Raw genomic sequence first — 20,183 nt, 5'->3', positions numbered from 1 at the left:
ATAAGAAAGTTTGCTTACTGTTAAATAACAACTATTGAAATCGATTTGCAATGTACAAAGTCCTGTCTCGTCCTGATTTTACTTTACATCCCTTTGTAGTAGTCCATCCAAAAATTCCTTATTGTACCCTACATCAGCAATTGTTATACTAAATTAAGTTAGACGATCTGTAAAATTTCTAAGCAAAATGATAAGTTTGCAAGCAGATGTCAGCAAAGCGAAATTTAACCATAGGAATTTTAGCGCATGTAGATGCAGGGAAAACCTCTTTGACGGAGTGCCTACTGCACGAGGCGGGAGCCACTAACACTCAAGGCAGTGTGGATAAAGGTTCTGCTATCACGGATGGCTTGGCGCTAGAGAAAAGCAGAGGGATTTCCATCAAAGCAGCTTCTGTTAATTTCAACTGGAAACAAACGCAATTTCAGTTAGTGGATACTCCAGGGCATATTGATTTTGCAGCTGAAGTAGATCGTGCGCTTTCCGTTTTAGATGCCGTAATTTTAGTGGTTTCGGCTAAAGAAGGCGTTCAAGCTCATACTTTAAATTTATGGGAAAGCCTTAAAGAGCGTAATCTGCCCGTTATCATTTTCTTTAATAAAATCGATAGAGATGGTGTATTCCCAGAGCAGGTTTTTGCTGATTTTCAAAGGGAATTAGACGCTAAACTTTTTGCTTTAAACCTTCCCGATTTGTCGGATTCCCAGCAAATTCAAGTTATGCCTTTTGAAGCAAGTAGCAATCACAGGGATCATGCAATTCTTGATAGCTCTCTAGAAAACCTAGCCGAATGTGATGAGGCTTTTCTGGAAAAATACCTGGAAGCAAATACAGGCGAAATGTCTACCATTTTGGCGCAAGCCATCCCGCATATTCACAACGGAAGTCTTTATCCTGTGCTTTTTGGAAGTGCTAAGTTAGGGCTAGGGATTGAAGCCTTATTAGATCAGGTGGAAAAGTTGATTCCTCCTCCTTCGCATTATTTTTCTACGCCTGCTGGCAAGGTTTTTAAAGTAGAATTCCACGAAAAACTGGGAAGGTTAGCCTATATCAAGTCTTATGGCAGTCTCTTAAAAACCAAAGACAGCATTCCTTCACAAGAACTGGGCAAAGACATAAAAATCAACCAAATTTTTAAAGCCGAAGCCGCAGGTTTGGAGCAAGTTTCAGAGCTCCATCGAGGAGAAATCGGTTTGATCACTACTTCTGATATCATCCTTGCTGGAGATATTTTAGGCAATGAAAAACTTGCAGATTCTTACTCCAAAATCAGCAATGCCGTACTGGCGGTGGAGGTAAAGGCTTTAGATGAGAAGGATTACCAGAAATTAGGAGAAGCATTAGAAATTTTCAATGTGGAAGATCCTATTTTAGATTTTAAATGGTTTAAGGACGACAGAGAGTTTCATCTCAAAATTTTGGGGCCTATTCAAACCGAAGTGTTGAAAGACAGTCTAAGCCAAAGATGGGGAATTGAAGCAGAGTTCCTTCCGCCTAAAGTGATTTATAAAGAGACGCCTGGTCAATCTGCTGAAGGCTTTGTTCGCTATTGGATGCCGAAGCCTTGTTGGGCCATTATGACTTTCTTAATAGAACCTGGAGAAGCGGGAAGTGGTGTGAGCTTTGAAAACAAAGTACGCACTAGCGATATCAGCCAGAAATATATCAATGAAGTGAAAAGAGCCATTCCGTGGACCTTAAAGCAAGGCCTGCATGGCTATGAAGTTACCGATATCAAGATCACTTTGATCAAAGGTGAAGAGCATATCGTGCACTCTAACCCCGGAGATTTCTTATTAGCAACTCCAATGGGTGTTCTCAGAGGTCTGGAGAACGCAGGGACGGATCTTTTGGAACCAATGTATGCTTTTGAAATTAAAGCTCAGCAGGATCTACTTGGCCCTATTTCCAGCGATCTTAATCAAATGAGAGCACAGATAGAAGCACCGCTTTTTGATGGGGATTTTTTCATTTTGAAAGGTCGAGTTGCCGTAGCGGAAGCTATGGACTATGGGATCAAGTTTAATGCCACCACTTCGGGCAAAGGCCGTCTAAAACTGAGGCTAGATGGATATGAAAAAACAACACTTACGGATGATAAAATCCGTCCTTATAAAGGGGTTTCTCCCCTCGATGAATCGCAGTGGATCTTGCATATGCGGGGCGCTTTTAAGGCGGATGAAAGGATGATGCGCTGAGAGAAGAAAAATATTTTCGGGATTAGATAGTTAAAATGTTTAATATCAATTTAACCTGTCCTGCCCTAAGAAGCTGGTTGATTTCTTAATGCTGTCAAAGAGCCATTGTACCACGGTCAGTTCTCAAGAATTAAAAGGACATTGCAGTTTCAGTTGAGTGACTTTGGTATCTTGCCATATTGTAAAAATCAGTTCGTAAAATTTTAGAGGTAAAAGCAGTCACCATATCATCTAAATTACGATATTAGAGAAATTGACGAGTCATATACTCATGAGAAATTTAATTGCATTCTTTAGTAATGTCATACCCCTTTCAGAGGAGGCTATCAGTCTGATGAAAGATCTATTCGTCCCTGCAGAATTAAAAAAAGGAGAATACTTCATACGAAAAGGACAGTATGCGAAAGAAATTGCGTTTTTGGAGTCCGGTATCGTTCGAGCATATTACATTAATAATGAAGGTAAAGAGTATAATAAAACATTTTTTTCAGCCCCATCGATTATTGGTTCCTATGCTTCTCTTATCAGTAAACAGAAAAATGAAGTAGCTCAGCAAGCCCTCACGGATTGTAAACTTTGGAAAGCTTCCTTTGGTCGAATCGAAGAATTGTCTGCAGGCAATTTTGAAGTTGAAAGGCTTAGAAGAATCATCGCAGAAAGATATTTTTTAAGTAATGAGAAAAAAGAAATTGAGATGGCCTTGCTGGATGCTGAAAAACGCTATGTAATTCTTCAGCAGGAGTATCCAGGAATCGAACAGCAAATAGCACAGTATCATATAGCAGCATACTTGGGCATCAGTGCAACCCAACTTAGCCGGATCAGAAAATCCATGTCGCAGCACTGATTTCTTTACATATGTAAATGCAAATGGCCTTTTATAGCTGCAACTTTGCCATAGAGTTTAATGATCAACATCTATATTTTATGACATGCAAAGTAAAGAGATTACATTCTTTAGAGCCTTTTTCATCATATCAGCAGTATGGAATTTAATAGGGGCTATTTTCGGGTATTTTAATACCGCTTACACTTTTCATGGGTTCTTCAATAGGGATTTGGCGGACCCACTTTTCTATGGAATTTATCAAGGGGCATGGGGCACCACCCTGGTATATTTCATTGGTTATGCTATTGTTGCCTACAATCCGCTGCGACATACAGGTATTGTGGTTGTGGGAGGAATTGGAAAAGTGGGTTTTGCTATTTCACTACTAAAATTCTATTTATCAGGTTTGGCGGGATCTGTGGTTTTCATAGTAATAATTGGAGACGTCATTTTTTTCCTTCTGTTCCTTTACTATTTCATGAGGTTGTATCAAACCAAAGAATCCATTCTCTAGCATAAGTAAGCATGAATATACAGACACTCGTTCTATCTATAGTCTTTGCGGGAAATTCAATTTCGGTGCTTTCTCAAACCGCCTGGGAAGTGGACTTGTCTGAAGACGATATTATCGTATACACTAGATTTGAGGAGGATTCAGAATTCAAATCGTTCAAAGCTTTTATGCTGATTGAGGCATCGCCAAATGAAATAGTGGAAGTATTGGAAAATGCTAATAACTACACCGAATGGTATGGTTTCACGAAAACAGCAAACGTGCTTGATCAGGGAAATGGCATCCAGTACAATTACGTAGAGACTATTTTTCCGTGGCCTTACAACAATAGAGATATGGTTTACAAAATGGTCATCGATAATGTTAACTCTAAAGAGGTGTTCATATCCCTGGAAGGAATTCCTGATTATCTTCCCGAAAAAAAAGGAATTGTTCGAATGAGGAAGGCGAAGGGCTTTATAAAATTAAAATCTTCAGGAAAATACACGGAGTTAACCTATCAATTTCATTCTGAGCCTGGCGAAAACATTCCGGTTTGGCTTGCTAACATTTCAATTGCTGAACTACCTTTCACAACCTTAACTGGTCTGAGAAAAATACTTGCAGAGGATTAAGCTAAAACGTCCTTCTGTTTTCCTCGGTAAATGCGTTTACATGTTCTCTAATTGGTTCAAGCGGATGCTTGAACCAGTGCTAAAATGCATCAAATTGCGATAGAGCGAGCGTCCGTTTGTGCAAAGTTGGGAGAAAGTTGACCCGCACTTTTATCTATGAACAAATAGTAATAGCAAATTCAATTCAAAACCACTCCAACCCCAATCATTTTCAATAAGTATGGATTATGATCAATCACTAATATATCATTGTGGGTACTCAGTTTCGCTAAAATGGTATATAGCAAATCAATATCCGCATAATGCAATCCCGTGCTCGGCTCATCTAAAATAAAAAGCTCATTTTTGGGAGCATCTTGAAGCCAGCGTAGCAGTAATAATCGTTGCTTTTCACCTGAGGAAAGTGACTGGACGCTTTGCCCTAAACTCAAATGGGCCAAACCGATTTTCTCTAGGCTTTTGATAAAATTAAGCGTAGAATTCGACACTTTAAAATCCGTAAACCATGCTATTAATTCTGTAATATTAAAATCCAGAATATCAGCTATATTTCGTCCCTGCACTTCATACTGAAGAATGTGTTTTTGATAGCGCTTGCCATCACAGTCTTCACATTTTTCAATAGCATTGGCTGCTACGTCCAGACTGGTTTCTACAAAACCTTTTCCTTTACAGTTTGGGCACTGACTTCCCTTTGTTTTATAAGAAAAGTCAGCTGGCTTTGCCTCTGTTTCATTAGCCATTATTTTGGTAATGTCCTTGAGTAAATCTAAGTAAGAAACCAAAAGTGTAGCGGAATGGCTGTTGAGCTTTTTAGGTTCAAAATACTGCGCGCCTTCATAATTTTTAGGAAAATCAATTTTTTCACAGTTAATCGCTTTTCCAGTTTTTATACTAGGTATGATGATCTCTTTTACCAAAGTGGTTTTGCCAATTCCTGATTTTCCGGTCAGCGCAGTGATGCCACCAATGGGTAGGTCTAATTCATTTCTGACCAACGTATGTTTAGCTAATTTGCGAATCCTAATATGTTTATTACCATCTTTGAGCTCAACTGCTTTGCTTGGCTCTTTCAGGAAAGGATGACAATCGTTTTGCTTTAGCAGACCTTCCGTATTGCCCTGATAGGTAGTACAGCCACCGAGCTTACCAGCTTGGGGACCAATCTGTACAAGATGATCTGCTGCATGAATAATGTCTTTGTTATGTTCGATAACGATGACTGTATTCCCTTTTGCAATCAACTCTTTCAGGATTTGAATCAGATCCGGAATATTATCGTTCGACAAGCCGGCAGTAGGCTCATCCAATAAATAGGTAATACCTTTTAATGGACTATTCAGCTGTTTGATCAGTTCTACTCTTTGATTTTCTCCACCGGAAAGGCTTGGTGATTTTCTGTTGAGTTGCAAATGGTCAATATGCAATTGCTTTGCCCGCTCAATTGTGTTAATTAAATGAGGTTCGATCTTAGCCAATAATTTTCCCTCCACATCAACTTCTTTGTCACTGGCCGTTAGCCAATCACTCAAGATCGTAAAATCCATGGATTTAATATCATGAATAGATTTACCGGCTATTGTAAATTTCAATCTTTCCGGCTTTAATCCGCTGCCCAAACAATGTTTGCATTCACTAAATGAAAACAGAGAAGTCAGCTGGCTAATGTTTTTGTTCTTTCGTGTTTTGAAATATTCATCTTGCAAGTAATGGAATAGACCTTCCCACTGCATTGTCAAGTCTTGCCTTCCTGTTCGTGTTTTGGTTTTGTATTCCCAGATAGCTTTCCACACTTTTTCCCCTGTTCCTTGCAGGAGAATTTCTTTTTGATCGTCACTTAATTCTTTAAAAGGGGTTTCTAAACCAAAGCCGTGTTCCGCTCCAACCTGCTTCAAGATTGCCATATGCTGTCCTGCTGGATCACCATAATATGCAACTGCTTTGTTGTGTGAGAAGAGTCCATCGGCTATGCTTTTTTTCTCGTCTAGCACTAGTTTTTGAAGATCAGGTAATAATTCCTCACCTATTCCTTCGCAAACTTTACATCTCCCTAATTCATGATTATTGGAAAAATGACTGGCTGATAAATCCTCGCCTTCGTATTGTGCCTTTCGGGAAAAAGCAAACCGTAATATTTTATCAATCCCCGTTTGCTTAGTAATATCTGTTCGAATTGAATAGTTCTTTTGCTTTCTAGTAATACAAATGGTTGGTGTGAGACCTTCAATATGGTTGACTTCAAATTGAAAATTCACGCCTACTCGTGATTGCTGATAACTGGAGAACTGCTTAGTCATTTCCTGCAATCCGTAGCCGTGCAGCGTGTCAATCACAAGCGATGATTTTCCGGAACCCGAAATCCCTGTAACCACAGATAATTGATGCTTGGGCACTTCCAGATTTAAGTCTTTTAGAGAATGTGTTCGAGCTCCCTGAATCGAGATCCATTCTCGTTGCTGCTTAGGTTCTTCCTTAATTTTTATGGGCTTTACTTCAAGTGCATTATCCACTAAAGTATCACAGCTCTGTTGGAACAGCGCATGATTTTCAAAGCAAATGATACCAGCAGTTTGTTGCTTCAGTTCATGGAGGGCATTCAGCAATTGTGTTACATTTTTTTGGTGCAAGCCAATGCTGGGTTCTTCCAGCAATAAAATTGTCTTCTTCGATTTCTTAGTGAAATGTTTGGTGAGTTTTATTCGCTGTGCCTCACCTCCCGACAAGGTATTGGAAGGCTGCCCCAATTTGATGTAACCGAGTCCCAGCTTCAACATCAATGAAAGAATTTCAGTAATCTTTTTTTCTCCTGAAAATAAATCATAGGCGGCTTCAATGCTTAAGTCGTAAAGGTCTGCTATATTTTTTCCCATCCATTCTACAAGGAGCACTTTCTTTTTAAATCGCTTGCCATTACAAGTAGGACAGATCTGATTGATATTCCCAAGCGCACTCATGGACAGGGTAATCACCCCAGCACCTTCGCAGGCCTCACATCTCCCTGTTTTATTATTAAAGGAAAAGGCTCCTTTAGCTAATTTTGATTCTTTTGCGTCCGAAGTTTTGGCTAGTAAATCTCGGATTTTATCCCCTAAGCCTGTATATGTAGCAGGGTTACTGCGTGGCGTTTTTCCAATCGGTTGATCTGTTACCATATGCATGTTCAGTTCCTGTTTTTCACAAAAGCTGGAAATGCCTTGTAGTATTTGGGGGTTCTTTCTACTCACCACTGTTAGTTGTTGCTCCTCAGGTACAAAATTGTAGGCAGAGACTTTGTTTGGAATTGGATAATCTACGGCATTTCCCTTTTTCAGTGCTTCTAATGTCGGACTTCTATTGTCCTTGCACTTCAGGAAGTCATCGATAGAGCCATTGAAAACAACTTCACCACCGTGAACACCTGCCTGCGGTCCCAATTCAACTATCCAATCTGCGGACTGGATGAAATCTAAATCATGCTCCACCACCATCACCGTATTGCCTCTTCTAATTAATCGATCCAGTATGTGGAGTAAGTATTTTTGATAGTCTGATGACAATCCTATAGAAGGTTCATCAAAAACATATAGAATCCCCTGCAAATTACTATTCACCTGATTAATCAATTTGATTCTTTGCGCATCACCGGAGGAAATTTCTATACTAGGGGCACTCAACTGATAATCCTCCATTCCCAGGCGAATAAGGTCATACAGTTGAGTGCAAATCTTATCCACTAATGTTTTTTCACCTTCTGAAAGTGTTAGCGAATTAAGTTTATCATATAAGTCGCTCAATGAAAGCTCCATCCAGCCTTGAAAATTCAGCCCGTGCCATTCGTATTTTAGATGCTCAGCTTTGATTCTTGCTCCATCACAACTTGGACAGACTTTAGAGCTGGCAAATTTTAAGATGTTAGGGTTTCGGTCTCTCCTGAGAATATCCTGCATGATGGGGAGCATTCCTTTGTAATAGCCTTCTTCTCTGGGCTTTGCTTTGATTCCTTCCCACCGCAATCGGGACTCCAATCCATGCTTACCATAAAAGACTTTAAGTCGATCACTACCATTTAAGACTACATCTTGCTGTTCAGCTGTAAGCTCCTTCCATGGAATGTCCACATTAAAGCCGTGTGCGTTGCAAACCTTATTGAGTTCCTCCACCGTAATCTGAGAATAAACTATATAGCCACCGGGAAGGGTAGTGGTGATGGCTCCTTCTCGCAGCGTCTTATTTTCATCCCCAATGAGTTTTTCAAGATCTATATATTCCGCATCACCTATGCCTCGGCATATTTCACAGGCTCCCCGCGGATGATTAAAGGAAAATAATGATTTGCTCATCGTTTCTTCCCCTGAATAGCGTGCAAATAGAATTCGGAAAATGGAGGTCAACTCTGAAAGCGTACCAAAAGTAGTATTGATAGATTGAAAGCGTTTTGATTGTTCCACTTTGATCACTGGTGGCAAATCTTGAATGTCATCTACTTCAGCAGTAGGGATTAACTGTCCGTTCTGTTGATTATAGGCTGGCAGGCTTTCTAAAAAGTAACGGTATCCTTCATTTGCGATCACACCCATAGCCAAAGAAGATTTTCCTGAACCTGATAATCCAGTAACCACAATTAGTTGGTTTTCAGGTATTGTTAAGTCAATGTTTTTGAGGTTGTTCTGGTGGGCGTTTATGATCTTCATATTCTGCTTTTCTTTTGGAAATTTAAAGGTAAGAAGAATATTACAGCATGATGATTCAATCTTAGCCTTGTATATTAACTAGATGATCAATTTGATCCAACTGGAAGTGCTTTTTTAAAAGAGTAGACCAAAAAAATTGCGTTTCTATTAAAATAATGAATATATCTAAGGCAGAAAAATATACTATTATGTGAAGAAATAGAGGATGGAATATTTCCGTCTCCAACTATAAAATGTATTTTGAAAGTTCATTTTTATTTGTACTTTTAGTAAAGTACAATAGATTATAAACAAATCGTATTTTTCTAAATTCTGGCTGGTTCACAACCGCCATTTCCAATTGTATAAGCTGAATGAAAAAACCTCAAATCCCCATAAACGAAATAAATCGCCAAAAGGAGTTAGAGTCCTACCAAATCATTGGATTGAATGAAGAAGATGAATTTGATTTCATCACTTCGATGGCAGCAAAGATTTGCGAAACCAAGATTTCGCTGATTAGCTTGGTCACTGCAGATAAGCAATGGTTTTTGTCTCATCACGGAATAAAAGCTAGAGAGACACCCAAAAACATCTCATTTTGCGCTCATGCTATCAACATTCCTGACCAAGCATTTATTGTCGAAGATGCTCGTCAAGATACTCGCTTTTCTGATAATCCTATAACTACAGACGATCCAAATGTCATTTTTTATGCTGGAATTCCTTTAGTAAATAAAAACGGCTTTCCTCTTGGGACATTGTGCGTAATTGATGATGCTCCAAAAAAGCTTAATGAGGAGCAAATTCAGCTGTTACAGCAGTTGGCGAAACAGACGATGAATCTCTTAGAGCTAAGGCGGTCTCAAAGGAGATTGGCCGAGTCTAATGAGGACCTAAACAAAAAAAATCAACTATTAACGGTCACAGAGGAGGCTAATCAAATAGGGACTTGGGAGCTCCATATTGCTTCAGGACAGACTGTTTGGAGTAAGGTAGTCTATGAAATTCATGAATTGCCCTTAGATTACGATCATAACCAAGCCAACGCTATAGAGTTTTACCACCCTGACTATCGAAGTTTAATAACGCAAGCGCTTGAAAATGTAGTACAGAATGACGTACCATTCGATCTAGAATGTAAATTAATTACTGCGAAAGGTAGGCAAAAATGGGTGCGAAGTACAGGTAGAAAGGTAGAAAATACGATTATCGGTAGCTTTCAGGACATTACAAAAATTAAGGAAAGCGAACTAAAATTTAAAAGTATATTTAATTCGACTTTTACTTTCATTGGTTTTCTGAGTATTGAAGGTATTTTATTAGAAGCTAATGATACTGCACTTGGTCTGGCCGATTTAAAGCATGAAGAGGTAATCGGCAAATATTTTTGGGATTGCTATTGGTGGCAGATATCTCCACAAACTCAAAAAGAGCTCAAAAAGAATTTTCAGAAGGCTGTTGGTGGAGAAACTGTATCTTATGAAGTGGAAGTTTGGCTTTCTAACAAAACCCCCATCACGATTCTCTTTAGTATGAAACCCATATTTGATGAATTTGGGAAAGTCATTTATGTTTTACCCGAAGGTAGTCCAATACAAGAAATTGTTGATGCCAGAAGGAAATATAAATCCGTAATTGAAGGGACTAATGTGGGGACCTGGGAATGGAACGTGCAAACAGGTGAAACAGAATTTAATGAACGATGGGCGGAGATTGCAGGCTACACCCTGGATGAACTGGCACCTATCAGTATAGATACATGGATGAATTTGGCTCACCCCGATGATTTAGAGGAATCTAGTAGGAGGCTTAATGAATGCTTTGAGAAAAAGGCAGAATATTATGATTTTGAAGCCCGTATGAAGCATAAGGACGGACATTGGGTATGGGTTCTTGACAGAGGAAAAGTCTTTGAATGGACGAAAGAGGGAAAACCATTGATGATGTACGGCACTCACCAAGATATTTCGGAGAGAAAGCAGAAGGAGGAAGCGCTACGAATTAGTGAACAGGCGTTTAGAGGTAATTTTGAAAATGCCGCCATTGGAATGGCATTGCTAGATCAAAATGGTAAATGGTTGGAGGTGAATGAAAATGTTTGCCAAACTGTAGGGTATTCCAAGAAGGAATTATTAAAACTCACATTTCAAGACATTACCCATCCTGATGATCTTCATGCTGATCTGGACTTATTGCAAGAATTAGTGGAAGGTAAGAGAAATCATTACCAAATGGAAAAAAGGTACTTTCATAAGGAAGGTCATATTGTCTATATTATTCTGGCGGTTTCGATGGTTAGAGACGAAAGCGGAAATGTACTTTATTTTATATCGCAGATTATTGATATTTCGAAGTTAAAACAAACTGAAATTCGCCTAAAGGCTTTATTAGCAGAGAATAAAGCACTAATGGATGCCACAACCGAGGTAGCTTTTGTGTCAACGGATAAAGAGGGAAACATACTTGATACAAACATTGGCGTTCAAAGAATATTAGGATATGATAAGGCATCTATCACTGGGAGTAGTATTCAGAACATCCTTTTTTTAGAAGAAGAGTGGAATCAAATGGCAAGAGAGCTTATGGGTAGCTCTGAAAAAAAATACTTGACAGCAGATTTTCTACACTCACTAGCTAATAATAAACAGCACAACCTAGGTGAATGGACTATGAAGGGGAAAGATGGTATAATTGTACCCGTATTATTGTCTGTTAGTGAAATTATACAAGTTCAAAATGCACATGGCTATCTATTTGCAGCAACAGATATTAGCCAAATCAAATCGATACAAAAGGAACTTGAACAAAAAAATGAAGAGCTCGAACAGTTTGCATATATAACTGCACATGATCTAAAGGAGCCATTACGGGGTATCACCTCTTATTTGTCCATCTTGCAAAAAAAGTATAGTGCACATTTAGATGATAAAGCAAATAGCTATATTGACATAGCTTCCCACAGCGCAAAGAGGATGAAAAATCTGATTTCTGATATTCTGGATTTTTCCAAAACTGGTGTAATTGAGCAAAAAGAGGTGAATCTTAACAGTCTTTTAGACACAATTTTTGATAACTACAGAAATGATATAAATCAGAATAATTTGGTACTCTCCAAATCTAATTTACCTGTTTTAACTGGCGATACTACCTCGTTTATTCAATTATTTACTAATTTAATAGATAATGCAATAAAATATCAGGCCAAGGGAAATAGGGCACAAGTAGATATTTATGGGGAAGAAGACGAAAAGAACTGGGTTTTTACAGTTGCAGACAATGGAATAGGAATTAAAAGGCAACATCAGGATAGAGTATTTGAGGTATTCAAGAGGTTGCATTCAAATAGTGAATATACTGGAACGGGAATAGGTTTAGCCACTTGTAAAAAAATTGTTTCTGCTTACGGTGGGAAGATCTGGTTCGAGGCAAATCAACCCCAAGGAACTAAGTTTGTATTTACGATACCAAAGACAAAAGATAATATAGAAAGATAAACAGCTAGAGTTTAAACTCGTTTATTGGTGCTAATTCACCGACCAAGGAAAGCGGAATGTAAATGAAAAAAAAATGAGAAAACTAAATATACTTTTGGTAGAAGATAGCAAAGAAGATGCGTTTCTTATCAGAGAGGCATTGGAAGGGCTTACATTTGTAGATAAGCTGCACCATGTCGAGAACGGTGCAATGGCTATTAATTTTCTGAAAAAGGAGGAGCCCTACTCGGCAGCGGAAACACCGGACCTCATCCTAATGGATATTAATATGCCCGTTATGGATGGGCATGAAGCTTTGAAAATAATTAAATCAATAGAAGAAGTCAAACATGTTCCTGTTATAATGCTAACTACCTCATCAAGAAAAGAGGATATTCTAAGGGCATATCAAGAACAGTCTAGTTCATACATTGTAAAACCTGACGATATTTATGAGTTAGATAATCTTGCAGAAACTATCAGAGATTACTGGAACAATACTGTCAGACTCCCTAGGAAGTAATCTCATGTATTTTGTTTTTATACTATTTTTCTAAAAAATCCTCTCATGGTTTACTATTGTAATTTTTAAATTCGTTAGTGTATCTCGGGGCGGGGGAAAGATTATTTTCGTTCCATTATTGAAACAGCTTTCCTGCTGTCTGACCCACCAATATTAAGAATTATACCTGTGTTTAAATTATCAGCCTGATTTCCCCACGCCTCTCTTGCATTAGTTGGCTATAAATATATGGACGCTTGGAAACGCAAATTGAGCCAATAGGATTTCCCCGATCCTGATAAACAAGTCAGTACAATTAATTGGTGTTCATGAATTGATAAAGTTATGTTTTTAAGATTATTCTGATGCGCATACAGACTTTTTTTCTTTTTTCAACGCATATAGATAGAAAGGTTGCGGCAGTGTTAAATTGAATTCGCAATAAAGCAAAGCATAATTTGCTTTCACAATTGCTTACAGTCTCTCAACTTTTTCATAATTAAGTCAGCCAAAACCAACCATAATAATTACCAAAACAGATTTTTTTTGACAAGATGCTACATAATTATAATAATATTTTATTAGTTTTAATAGGACGGATAGTACAATGTTTTGTGTTATTCAGCTGATTCTAACTAAACCTTAAGAGAGTGTGTGTGATTTGCTTGATGACTGTAAGTAGTAATATCAGTCTGCTAATTGCATAATAGTCGTATAAATTGTTAACAAAAATAATCCAATACTTACACAATTATGGAAACAAATCAAGTACTTCTAAACTGGATTGAAAGGTCTGAAAAGAATTGTTTAAGAATCGAAATTCTGGGACGACTAAATGAAGAAAATGCTTCTAAAGCTACTGCAAGATGGAAAGAAGAATTTTCCAGTACCTTAAAGCCTGAGGAAAAAGCGAACATCATTTGTAATTGCCTCAATATGACAGGCTATGATACTGAGGCAAGAAAGCAATGGCAACAAACAATTAGTGATTTAAAGTCTCAAATTGGATATTTGTGGGTGATTACTGACAGTAATGTGATTAGAATAGCGGCCAATACCATGGGATTGCTGACAAAATTCAAAATTAAGACAGCAAAATCTGAATCAGAGGTTACAGAGCAATAGAGTAATTGAATTCAGGGGTTTCCTCGATAGGTTCTTAAATAGAATAACTTTCCTGTCATCGAAATCTGTTTTATTTAATTTTAAATCGAACCGAAATTTTCTTGCTTGAAGCTACAGAAGTATCTCCTTTTTTAGCAGATTCCCATCTTGGCCCTTCCTTGATTAACCTGATTGCCTCCTCATCACAGCCATCTCCTAGTCCTTTTATAACCTGTACTTCTTCAATACGGCCCGTGGTGCTGATACTTATTTTTAGTCTTACCCTTCCTTCAGTGCCAGCCTCCAGGGCTTTTGGAGGATATCTTAAATTATCTTTGAGGTAATCACGGTAATCAGAAAAACCGATGCTGGGTCTTGCAGCATTGTAAGTATTGTCTTTTTCTGTGTCAGCTGCATTATTCGTAACGACTACTTCGCTTAATTGGGCAGCATCAGTGTTTAGATATATTTTATTGCCCGATTTTTCACCCACCACAAATTCTTGCTGTTTCATGCCTATAAAGTTCACTATCAGGACATCGTTTAACTTTGCTGCAATTTCAAAATTGCCATCTAAATCAGTGCTAATGGCTATTGTTGTACCCTTTAGCATGATGTTGGCTCCTGGCACTGGCTCTCCGGTTTCAGCATCTAACACCTCTCCTGAAATAGTTGGAGGAGTCGCATTCTTCTTCCTTGCTGTGATAACTGTTTCATTATCAGTTGGAGCAATAGATGATGCCAAATCAGATACCTTTTTACTTCTTGCTGCTGAAGGATTGTTTTGATCGGTCTCAATTCCTGCTACTTTTCCCACCATCGAGTCTTTATTAACCTCTTTAAAAGTATCTTCATAAGGGACAGCCGTTTCCGATACTATTAATTGCTCCTCAGTACTAATCGATTCATTTTGAGCAAGGAGCTCTATATCTTGGACTGTTTGAACTGGCTGTTCTTTTTCTTTCTTACTATTAGAATCAGTGCTTTCAGCCACCGTAGACGGTTGATTATCGGATTCCTTTTCTATTGCCTCAGCCTCTAAAGCGTTGGGTGGGTTGGTAGGGCTTTTGTTCTTATCAAATTCTATGGCCTCTTCCGATTTAATAGCCAAGGGAGCCAAAGCCTCATCTTGCTGAAAAAAATTGAGAATGAGTATACTAGATATGATGAACAATAAAAAGACTGCAGCATAAGGCAATGCTTTTTTCCACATAGGTATTACGCGCTTTTCTTGCTTAGGAGTAGTTTTAGACTGCAGCTTGGCCTTTAGACTTGGTAAATCATTTAGCGCATCCGGATTTTCCAAATAACCTTCCATGGCCTCCGCCTCAAAAGGATGACTTAGCAAATATTTCTCTACCTGATGCTGCTCTGCAGGACTCAAAGTACCATTTGCATAGGCTTTCATTTTCTCTATGCTCAGGTCTCGAATAGGGTCAATATGGTTTTTATCTTTCTTCACCTTGTTCCATGCACTGTTTCAAATTTCGTTTCGCATTTTGTATGTAGCTTTTCACTTTCTTTAATTCGTAAGAGGTACTATCTGTAATTTCTTTATAACTCTTTTTGTCCAAGTAAAACAACTCCACACATCGCCTTTGTTCTTTTTTTAATTGCGCAATACATGCAGTTAATTTTTCCAGATTGTCTTCCTGAAAAGTATAGTCTTCTTCATGATGCTGCAATTGCCCATTTTCCATAAGCTCAAGGTCAGAATAATCAAAACTGTCGGTTTTTTGACGTTTTTGCTTTCTCAATTCCATTAAGCAATGGTTTTTGGATAGGACGTAAAGCCAACTTTTAAAGTTCTCTACTTCATGCTTGGGAAGTTTTATCACTAACTCTTCAAAAATAGCCATCACAGCATCCTGAGCTGAATCTTTATCTTTCAAATATTTTAGGCATACTCCGTAAACCAAGTGCATATAAGGCTGATATAATTTACCTAATAGTTCCAGATCTTGAGATTTTCGGAATCTCTTAATCAATTGTTTTTCTTTTTGTATATCGTTTTTATCTGTCACTTAATCTTGCTGTACAAATGCTAAGTTAATTTGTATACCTGAATAATATACATAAAATTAAAATTCACAGCTTAATTCAAAAGTAAGTTGTTAAACATTAAGTACTCACATCATATTAATAATTAGAGCCTTATAAGGCTATTTACATAAGAATTAAGACCAATTTCTTTCGAAAAGTAAAAAAAATAAAAATAGTTTTATGGAATTTATGGAGTAGCTGCATCCTGTCTACAAATATGTTTCACATAAAATTATCAATTATGAAAAAGTTAATGGATGCAATGAGAATAAGTGGTCTGATTTTGATCAGTGCTGCAATGTTAAACGCACAGACGATCACTATCAGCGGGAAAGTCACCGATTTCGATAGTGGAGAAGATTTACCGGGAGTCAATGTATTACTGAAAGGGACTTCCACCGGAGTAAATACTGATTTAGATGGAAAATACTCTATCAAGGTATCTTCACTAAAAGGAATATTAGTTTTTAGCTACATTGGGATGGAGAAAAAGGAAGTGTCGATAAAAGGGCGTACTGTTATTGATGTGAAGATGGAAGCTTCTGTTTCTCAATTATCTGAAGTGGTGGTCACTGATAAATCAGTGCGGAATATATTTTCAGGAAGAAAAGCGGTTAGCTATGAGGAGGAGATAGCTTATTTGCCCACAATTGCTGAACCACCCAATCATCAAGCAGATACCGAGGAATACGAAGGTCTTGATGAAAACACTTTTCAGGAGGCTACTCAACATCCGCTCTCTACTTTTTCAATAGATGTAGATGCTGCATCTTATTCCAACATGAGAAGATTTATCAATAATGGTCAGAACCCTCCAAAAGATGCCGTGAGAATAGAAGAAATGATTAACTACTTCAATTATGACTACAAACAACCAACTGGTCAAGATCCTTTTTCGATCAACACAGAAGTAGCTCCAGCCCCTTGGGATGAAAAACATCAACTGGTGCAAATTGGCTTGCAGGGCAAGGTAATCCCAACAGAGAATCTGCCTGCTTCTAATCTAGTTTTTCTTTTAGATGTGTCGGGCTCTATGTTTGCGCAAAATAAACTGCCCCTACTGAAATCAGGCCTGAAAATGTTGGTTGACCAGCTCCGAGAAGAGGATAAGGTGTCTATTGTAGTGTATGCTGGTGCTGCAGGGTGTGTGCTTCCTCCCACTTCTGGCAAGGAAAAAGACAAAATAATCGATGCGCTTCAAAACTTGCAGGCGGGTGGTTCCACTGCTGGTGGAGCAGGGATTGAATTGGCCTATAAAATTGCAAAAGAAAATTTCATGAAAGAAGGCAACAACCGCATCATTTTAGCTACGGATGGTGACTTTAATGTGGGAGCAAGTTCAAATGAAGCCATGGAAGATTTGATTGAAATGAAGAGAAAGGAAGGCGTTTTTCTTACAGTTTTAGGCTTTGGAATGGGTAACTACAAGGATTCAAAAATGGAAATATTGGCGGACAAAGGAAATGGCAACTATGCTTATATCGACAATATTTTAGAGGCGAAAAAAGTGTTGGTAAACGAATTTGGCGGTACTCTTTTTACCATTGCCAAAGATGTGAAAATACAGGTAGAGTTTAACCCTGCCAACGTTACAGCCTATCGACTAATTGGCTACGAGAATAGAAAGCTCAATAATGAGGATTTTAACAATGATAAAAAAGACGCTGGGGAGCTCGGTTCTGGTCATACGGTTACGGCTTTATATGAAATTATCCCTAAAGGGGTGAATAGTTATTTCAAACCAATTGATGATTTAAAATATCAGGAAAATAAACAAAAGACAGAAAAAGTAGCTTATGGCGATGAGCTATTAACGGTGAAGTTTAGATATAAAGCTCCCAATGAAGAAGTCAGCCAGTTAATTGTGAAAACGGTAGACAATACAATTACGGCACTTGGTAAAACGTCTGATAACTTTCGTTGGTCGGCTGCAGTGGCTACTTACGGAATGCTTTTAAAAGATTCTGATTATCTTGAAAAAGGGGATTATAAGCTAGTGACAGACTTAGCCCAAAGTGCAAAAGGAAAAGATGAAAATGGGTATAGAATAGAATTCATCAAGCTGGTAGAATCCAGCAGTTTGTTGGCTAAGAACTAGTTTTTAGCCGTTACAAGTTTAGTTCAATGTGTATGGTTGTTTTGGTGGGCGCTTGTGATGTGCATTGGGTTTAATTTGGTGATGATCATCGGCAGTGGAGACGCAATGCATTGCGTCTCCACCAATTTTTTACGAAATTAAAATTTATTATCTAGATAGAACAAACGAATCAACCATGCCTGACAAATTCAAAAACAAATACCGTACTGAATCAGCACGATTACAAAATTGGGATTACAGGAGTAAAGCAAAATATTTTGTAACCATTTGCACAAAAAATAGAGAATGTTTTTTCGGTAAAATAAGAAACGGAGAAATGTTATTAAATGATGTCGGAAAAATTGTAGAATCGGAATGGGTAAAAACATTTGAATTGCGACCGGACATGAATTTATGTATGGGCGAATATATTGTGATGCCTAACCATTTTCATGGTATTATTGGGATTGGGGATAATCGATATAATTCGATTTCTGGTTCGAACCGGGATGGTAGAGACGAGATGCATCGCGTCTCTACGGTGACCACAACCACCAACGGAAATAACCTGCGTACCAAACCACCAAAAAACCAATTCGGACCACAATCAAAAAATTTAGGATCCATTATTCGGGGTTTTAAATCGGGTGTAACCGTTGGTGCACGATTGATTAACCCTGATTTTGGATGGCAGGACCGTTTTCATGATCATATTATTCGTGATAAAAAATCATTTCAACGGATTTCAGAATACATAAAAAATAATCCTCGGAATTGGTCTGATGATGGATTTAATGATAAATGATGTGTTTATATACGATGCATCTGTGGAGACGCGATGCATCGCGTCTCCACAGATGCATGGTGTCTCGTCCTGATTTTACTTTACAGTTTTATATTATTGTCCTAATATAACTTTACTAAGATGAATAGTCCTAGTATTCTTTTACATTTTCTTTATAGTAGTTTTTCCATTTCCGTGTTATGATCTCTTCAGTTTTATGTGCAATATCGGGTGTTAAATAACTGCAACTCATATGTGGTCTAATAGTATTATAGGTTTTAATTGCTTTATCAATAAAGTTTTTTGCCTTATTAAAAGAGGTAAAAGTTTGATTGCATGCAAACTCGTGTTTTAAGATACCGTTTACCCTTTCGGCTATGGCGTTTTCGTATGGGCTTCCCTTCTCTGTCATACTAATTCTAATAAAGCTTTCATGCAGTATATCGATGTAACCTTTGCAACAGTATTGGATTCCTCTGTCTGAATGATGAGTCACATATGATTTACCTTTTTGTTTTATGGCCATTTTTAAGGCTTTTATAGGACCTTCTCTGGATAAGTTCTCACTCAGATAATATCCTAGTATTTTCCTTGAATACGCATCAGTTAGTAAACTGAGATAAGCAAAATCTCTTTTTATTTGAATATAGGTGATATCACTAACCCACACTTGATTGCTTTTATAAATCTGTTTTTGAGCAATCAGATTTGGGTATTTGCGTAACCAATGATGAGAATGAGTGGTCAAGGTTGCTCTCCTTCTTTTCTTAATGAGCAACCCCCATTCTCTTAATAAATCAAAGAGCTTATCTCTACAGATTGTAATATTATATGCAGCTAATTGCTGCTTAAGCATATGATATAACTTTCTGGTACCAATTCTTGGTAAGTCATTTCGGATCATCTCTACCATGTGGTAAATGATAAAATACTCCTGTGATTTACTTTGATCTTGTTGCTGTTTGTAATACCAGGCTTGCCTCGTTTTACCAAACAATCTACATAACTCTGAAGTAGAGGCCTTTACTTTTCTTTCTTGGAGTCGTTGGATGGCTTGGTACCAGACTTTTTTCTGATTTCAATGTTAAATCGTTCTTCCGCTACTTCAATGATGGCTTCATAAGCCTTTGTTTGCAGATTAGAAGCTTCTAAACGCTTATTGGACTCTTCCAAAGCTTTTATGAGCTCTTCTTTCGATAAATCGTCATATTTACCCATTTCCATACAAGGTAGCAATCCTGCCCTATATTTTCTAAGCCAAGGACCAATACTACCTTGACTTTTTACGCCATATTCTCTCTGTGCATCGCTGTAGCTGATCTCGCCTGTGTCTATCCTTCTACAGATCTCATAAATTGTACTTTCGCTGTATTTTATTCCCATGATTAGCTTT

General features: G+C 37.9%; 14 protein-coding genes. 9 read left to right on the top strand and 5 right to left on the bottom strand.

What is annotated here, in order from left to right; genetic code table 11:
• Positions 1–206: 206 nt before the first annotated feature.
• From Q3Y49_RS05175 to Q3Y49_RS05160, 4 genes are all read left to right on the top strand, one after another.
• Positions 207–2,198, top strand: coding sequence for an elongation factor G (locus tag Q3Y49_RS05175; protein ID WP_303271210.1), 1,992 nt, complete (start codon positions 207–209; stop codon positions 2,196–2,198).
• 271 nt (positions 2,199–2,469) lie between these two features.
• On the top strand, positions 2,470–3,045 hold the full coding sequence (locus Q3Y49_RS05170; protein ID WP_303271208.1) for a Crp/Fnr family transcriptional regulator: 576 nt from the start codon (positions 2,470–2,472) through the stop codon (positions 3,043–3,045).
• 85 nt (positions 3,046–3,130) lie between these two features.
• A complete protein-coding gene (locus Q3Y49_RS05165) occupies positions 3,131–3,541 on the top strand; it encodes a hypothetical protein (protein ID WP_303271206.1) in 411 nt (136 codons plus the stop codon).
• A gap of 11 nt (positions 3,542–3,552) precedes the next feature.
• Complete coding sequence (locus Q3Y49_RS05160; protein WP_303271204.1) at positions 3,553–4,155, top strand: START domain-containing protein; 603 nt, start codon at positions 3,553–3,555, stop codon at positions 4,153–4,155.
• A gap of 179 nt (positions 4,156–4,334) precedes the next feature.
• On the opposite strand, the gene Q3Y49_RS05155 is transcribed toward Q3Y49_RS05160, so the two are convergent.
• Positions 4,335–8,825 (bottom strand): ATP-binding cassette domain-containing protein, encoded by a 4,491-nt coding sequence (locus Q3Y49_RS05155; protein ID WP_303271203.1) that lies wholly within the window; start codon positions 8,823–8,825, stop codon positions 4,335–4,337.
• Between the two features lie 353 nt (positions 8,826–9,178).
• On the opposite strand from Q3Y49_RS05155, the gene Q3Y49_RS05150 reads away from it, so the two are divergent.
• The 3 genes from Q3Y49_RS05150 to Q3Y49_RS05140 all read left to right on the top strand — a co-directional run bounded on the left by Q3Y49_RS05150 (position 9,179) and on the right by Q3Y49_RS05140 (position 13,907).
• On the top strand, positions 9,179–12,301 hold the full coding sequence (locus Q3Y49_RS05150; protein ID WP_303271201.1) for a PAS domain S-box protein: 3,123 nt from the start codon (positions 9,179–9,181) through the stop codon (positions 12,299–12,301).
• A gap of 73 nt (positions 12,302–12,374) precedes the next feature.
• The gene (locus Q3Y49_RS05145) at positions 12,375–12,803 is read left to right on the top strand and encodes a response regulator (protein ID WP_303271200.1); all 429 of its coding nucleotides are present in this window, start codon (positions 12,375–12,377) and stop codon (positions 12,801–12,803) included.
• Between the two features lie 732 nt (positions 12,804–13,535).
• Positions 13,536–13,907 (top strand): hypothetical protein, encoded by a 372-nt coding sequence (locus Q3Y49_RS05140; protein WP_303271197.1) that lies wholly within the window; start codon positions 13,536–13,538, stop codon positions 13,905–13,907.
• 70 nt (positions 13,908–13,977) lie between these two features.
• Here Q3Y49_RS05140 and Q3Y49_RS05135 read toward each other — a convergent pair whose 3' ends face one another.
• Both Q3Y49_RS05135 and Q3Y49_RS05130 read right to left on the bottom strand, forming a co-directional pair.
• Positions 13,978–15,348, bottom strand: coding sequence for a TonB family protein (locus Q3Y49_RS05135; RefSeq protein ID WP_303271196.1), 1,371 nt, complete (start codon positions 15,346–15,348; stop codon positions 13,978–13,980).
• Positions 15,335–15,874 (bottom strand): RNA polymerase sigma factor, encoded by a 540-nt coding sequence (locus Q3Y49_RS05130; protein WP_303271194.1) that lies wholly within the window; start codon positions 15,872–15,874, stop codon positions 15,335–15,337. Before Q3Y49_RS05130 ends, Q3Y49_RS05135 begins: the two co-directional genes overlap by 14 nt.
• 296 nt (positions 15,875–16,170) lie before the next feature.
• Between Q3Y49_RS05130 and Q3Y49_RS05125 the strand changes: the two genes are divergently transcribed.
• Together Q3Y49_RS05125 and Q3Y49_RS05120 are read left to right on the top strand one after the other, a co-directional pair.
• Positions 16,171–18,027, top strand: coding sequence for a vWA domain-containing protein (locus tag Q3Y49_RS05125; protein WP_303271192.1), 1,857 nt, complete (start codon positions 16,171–16,173; stop codon positions 18,025–18,027).
• A gap of 175 nt (positions 18,028–18,202) precedes the next feature.
• Positions 18,203–18,811 (top strand): transposase, encoded by a 609-nt coding sequence (locus Q3Y49_RS05120; protein ID WP_303271190.1) that lies wholly within the window; start codon positions 18,203–18,205, stop codon positions 18,809–18,811.
• Between the two features lie 130 nt (positions 18,812–18,941).
• On the opposite strand, the gene Q3Y49_RS05115 is transcribed toward Q3Y49_RS05120, so the two are convergent.
• Complete coding sequence (locus Q3Y49_RS05115) at positions 18,942–19,787, bottom strand: IS3 family transposase (RefSeq protein WP_303271189.1); 846 nt, start codon at positions 19,785–19,787, stop codon at positions 18,942–18,944.
• A gap of 26 nt (positions 19,788–19,813) precedes the next feature.
• Positions 19,814–20,173, bottom strand: coding sequence for a hypothetical protein (locus Q3Y49_RS05110; RefSeq protein WP_303271188.1), 360 nt, complete (start codon positions 20,171–20,173; stop codon positions 19,814–19,816).
• Positions 20,174–20,183: the final 10 nt, after the last annotated feature.

Source organism: Marivirga harenae, from assembly GCF_030534335.1.
GTDB classification, from domain to species: domain Bacteria; phylum Bacteroidota; class Bacteroidia; order Cytophagales; family Cyclobacteriaceae; genus Marivirga; species Marivirga harenae.
This window is presented reverse-complemented; position numbering and strand designations above follow the sequence as displayed.

Excerpts from the sequence above, each read along its gene's own strand:
- Q3Y49_RS05170 (WP_303271208.1), top strand. The coding sequence starts at position 2,470 with ATGAGAAATTTAATTGCATTCTTTAGTAATGTCATACCCCTTTCAGAG.
- Q3Y49_RS05160 (WP_303271204.1), top strand. The coding sequence starts at position 3,553 with ATGAATATACAGACACTCGTTCTATCTATAGTCTTTGCGGGAAATTCA.
- Q3Y49_RS05145 (WP_303271200.1), top strand. The coding sequence starts at position 12,375 with ATGAGAAAACTAAATATACTTTTGGTAGAAGATAGCAAAGAAGATGCG.
- Q3Y49_RS05175 (WP_303271210.1), top strand. The coding sequence starts at position 207 with ATGTCAGCAAAGCGAAATTTAACCATAGGAATTTTAGCGCATGTAGAT.
- Q3Y49_RS05150 (WP_303271201.1), top strand. The coding sequence starts at position 9,179 with ATGAAAAAACCTCAAATCCCCATAAACGAAATAAATCGCCAAAAGGAG.
- Q3Y49_RS05120 (WP_303271190.1), top strand. The coding sequence starts at position 18,203 with ATGCCTGACAAATTCAAAAACAAATACCGTACTGAATCAGCACGATTA.
- Q3Y49_RS05140 (WP_303271197.1), top strand. The coding sequence starts at position 13,536 with ATGGAAACAAATCAAGTACTTCTAAACTGGATTGAAAGGTCTGAAAAG.
- Q3Y49_RS05155 (WP_303271203.1), bottom strand. The coding sequence starts at position 8,825 with ATGAAGATCATAAACGCCCACCAGAACAACCTCAAAAACATTGACTTA.
- Q3Y49_RS05165 (WP_303271206.1), top strand. The coding sequence starts at position 3,131 with ATGCAAAGTAAAGAGATTACATTCTTTAGAGCCTTTTTCATCATATCA.
- Q3Y49_RS05110 (WP_303271188.1), bottom strand. The coding sequence starts at position 20,173 with ATGGGAATAAAATACAGCGAAAGTACAATTTATGAGATCTGTAGAAGG.
- Q3Y49_RS05125 (WP_303271192.1), top strand. The coding sequence starts at position 16,171 with ATGAAAAAGTTAATGGATGCAATGAGAATAAGTGGTCTGATTTTGATC.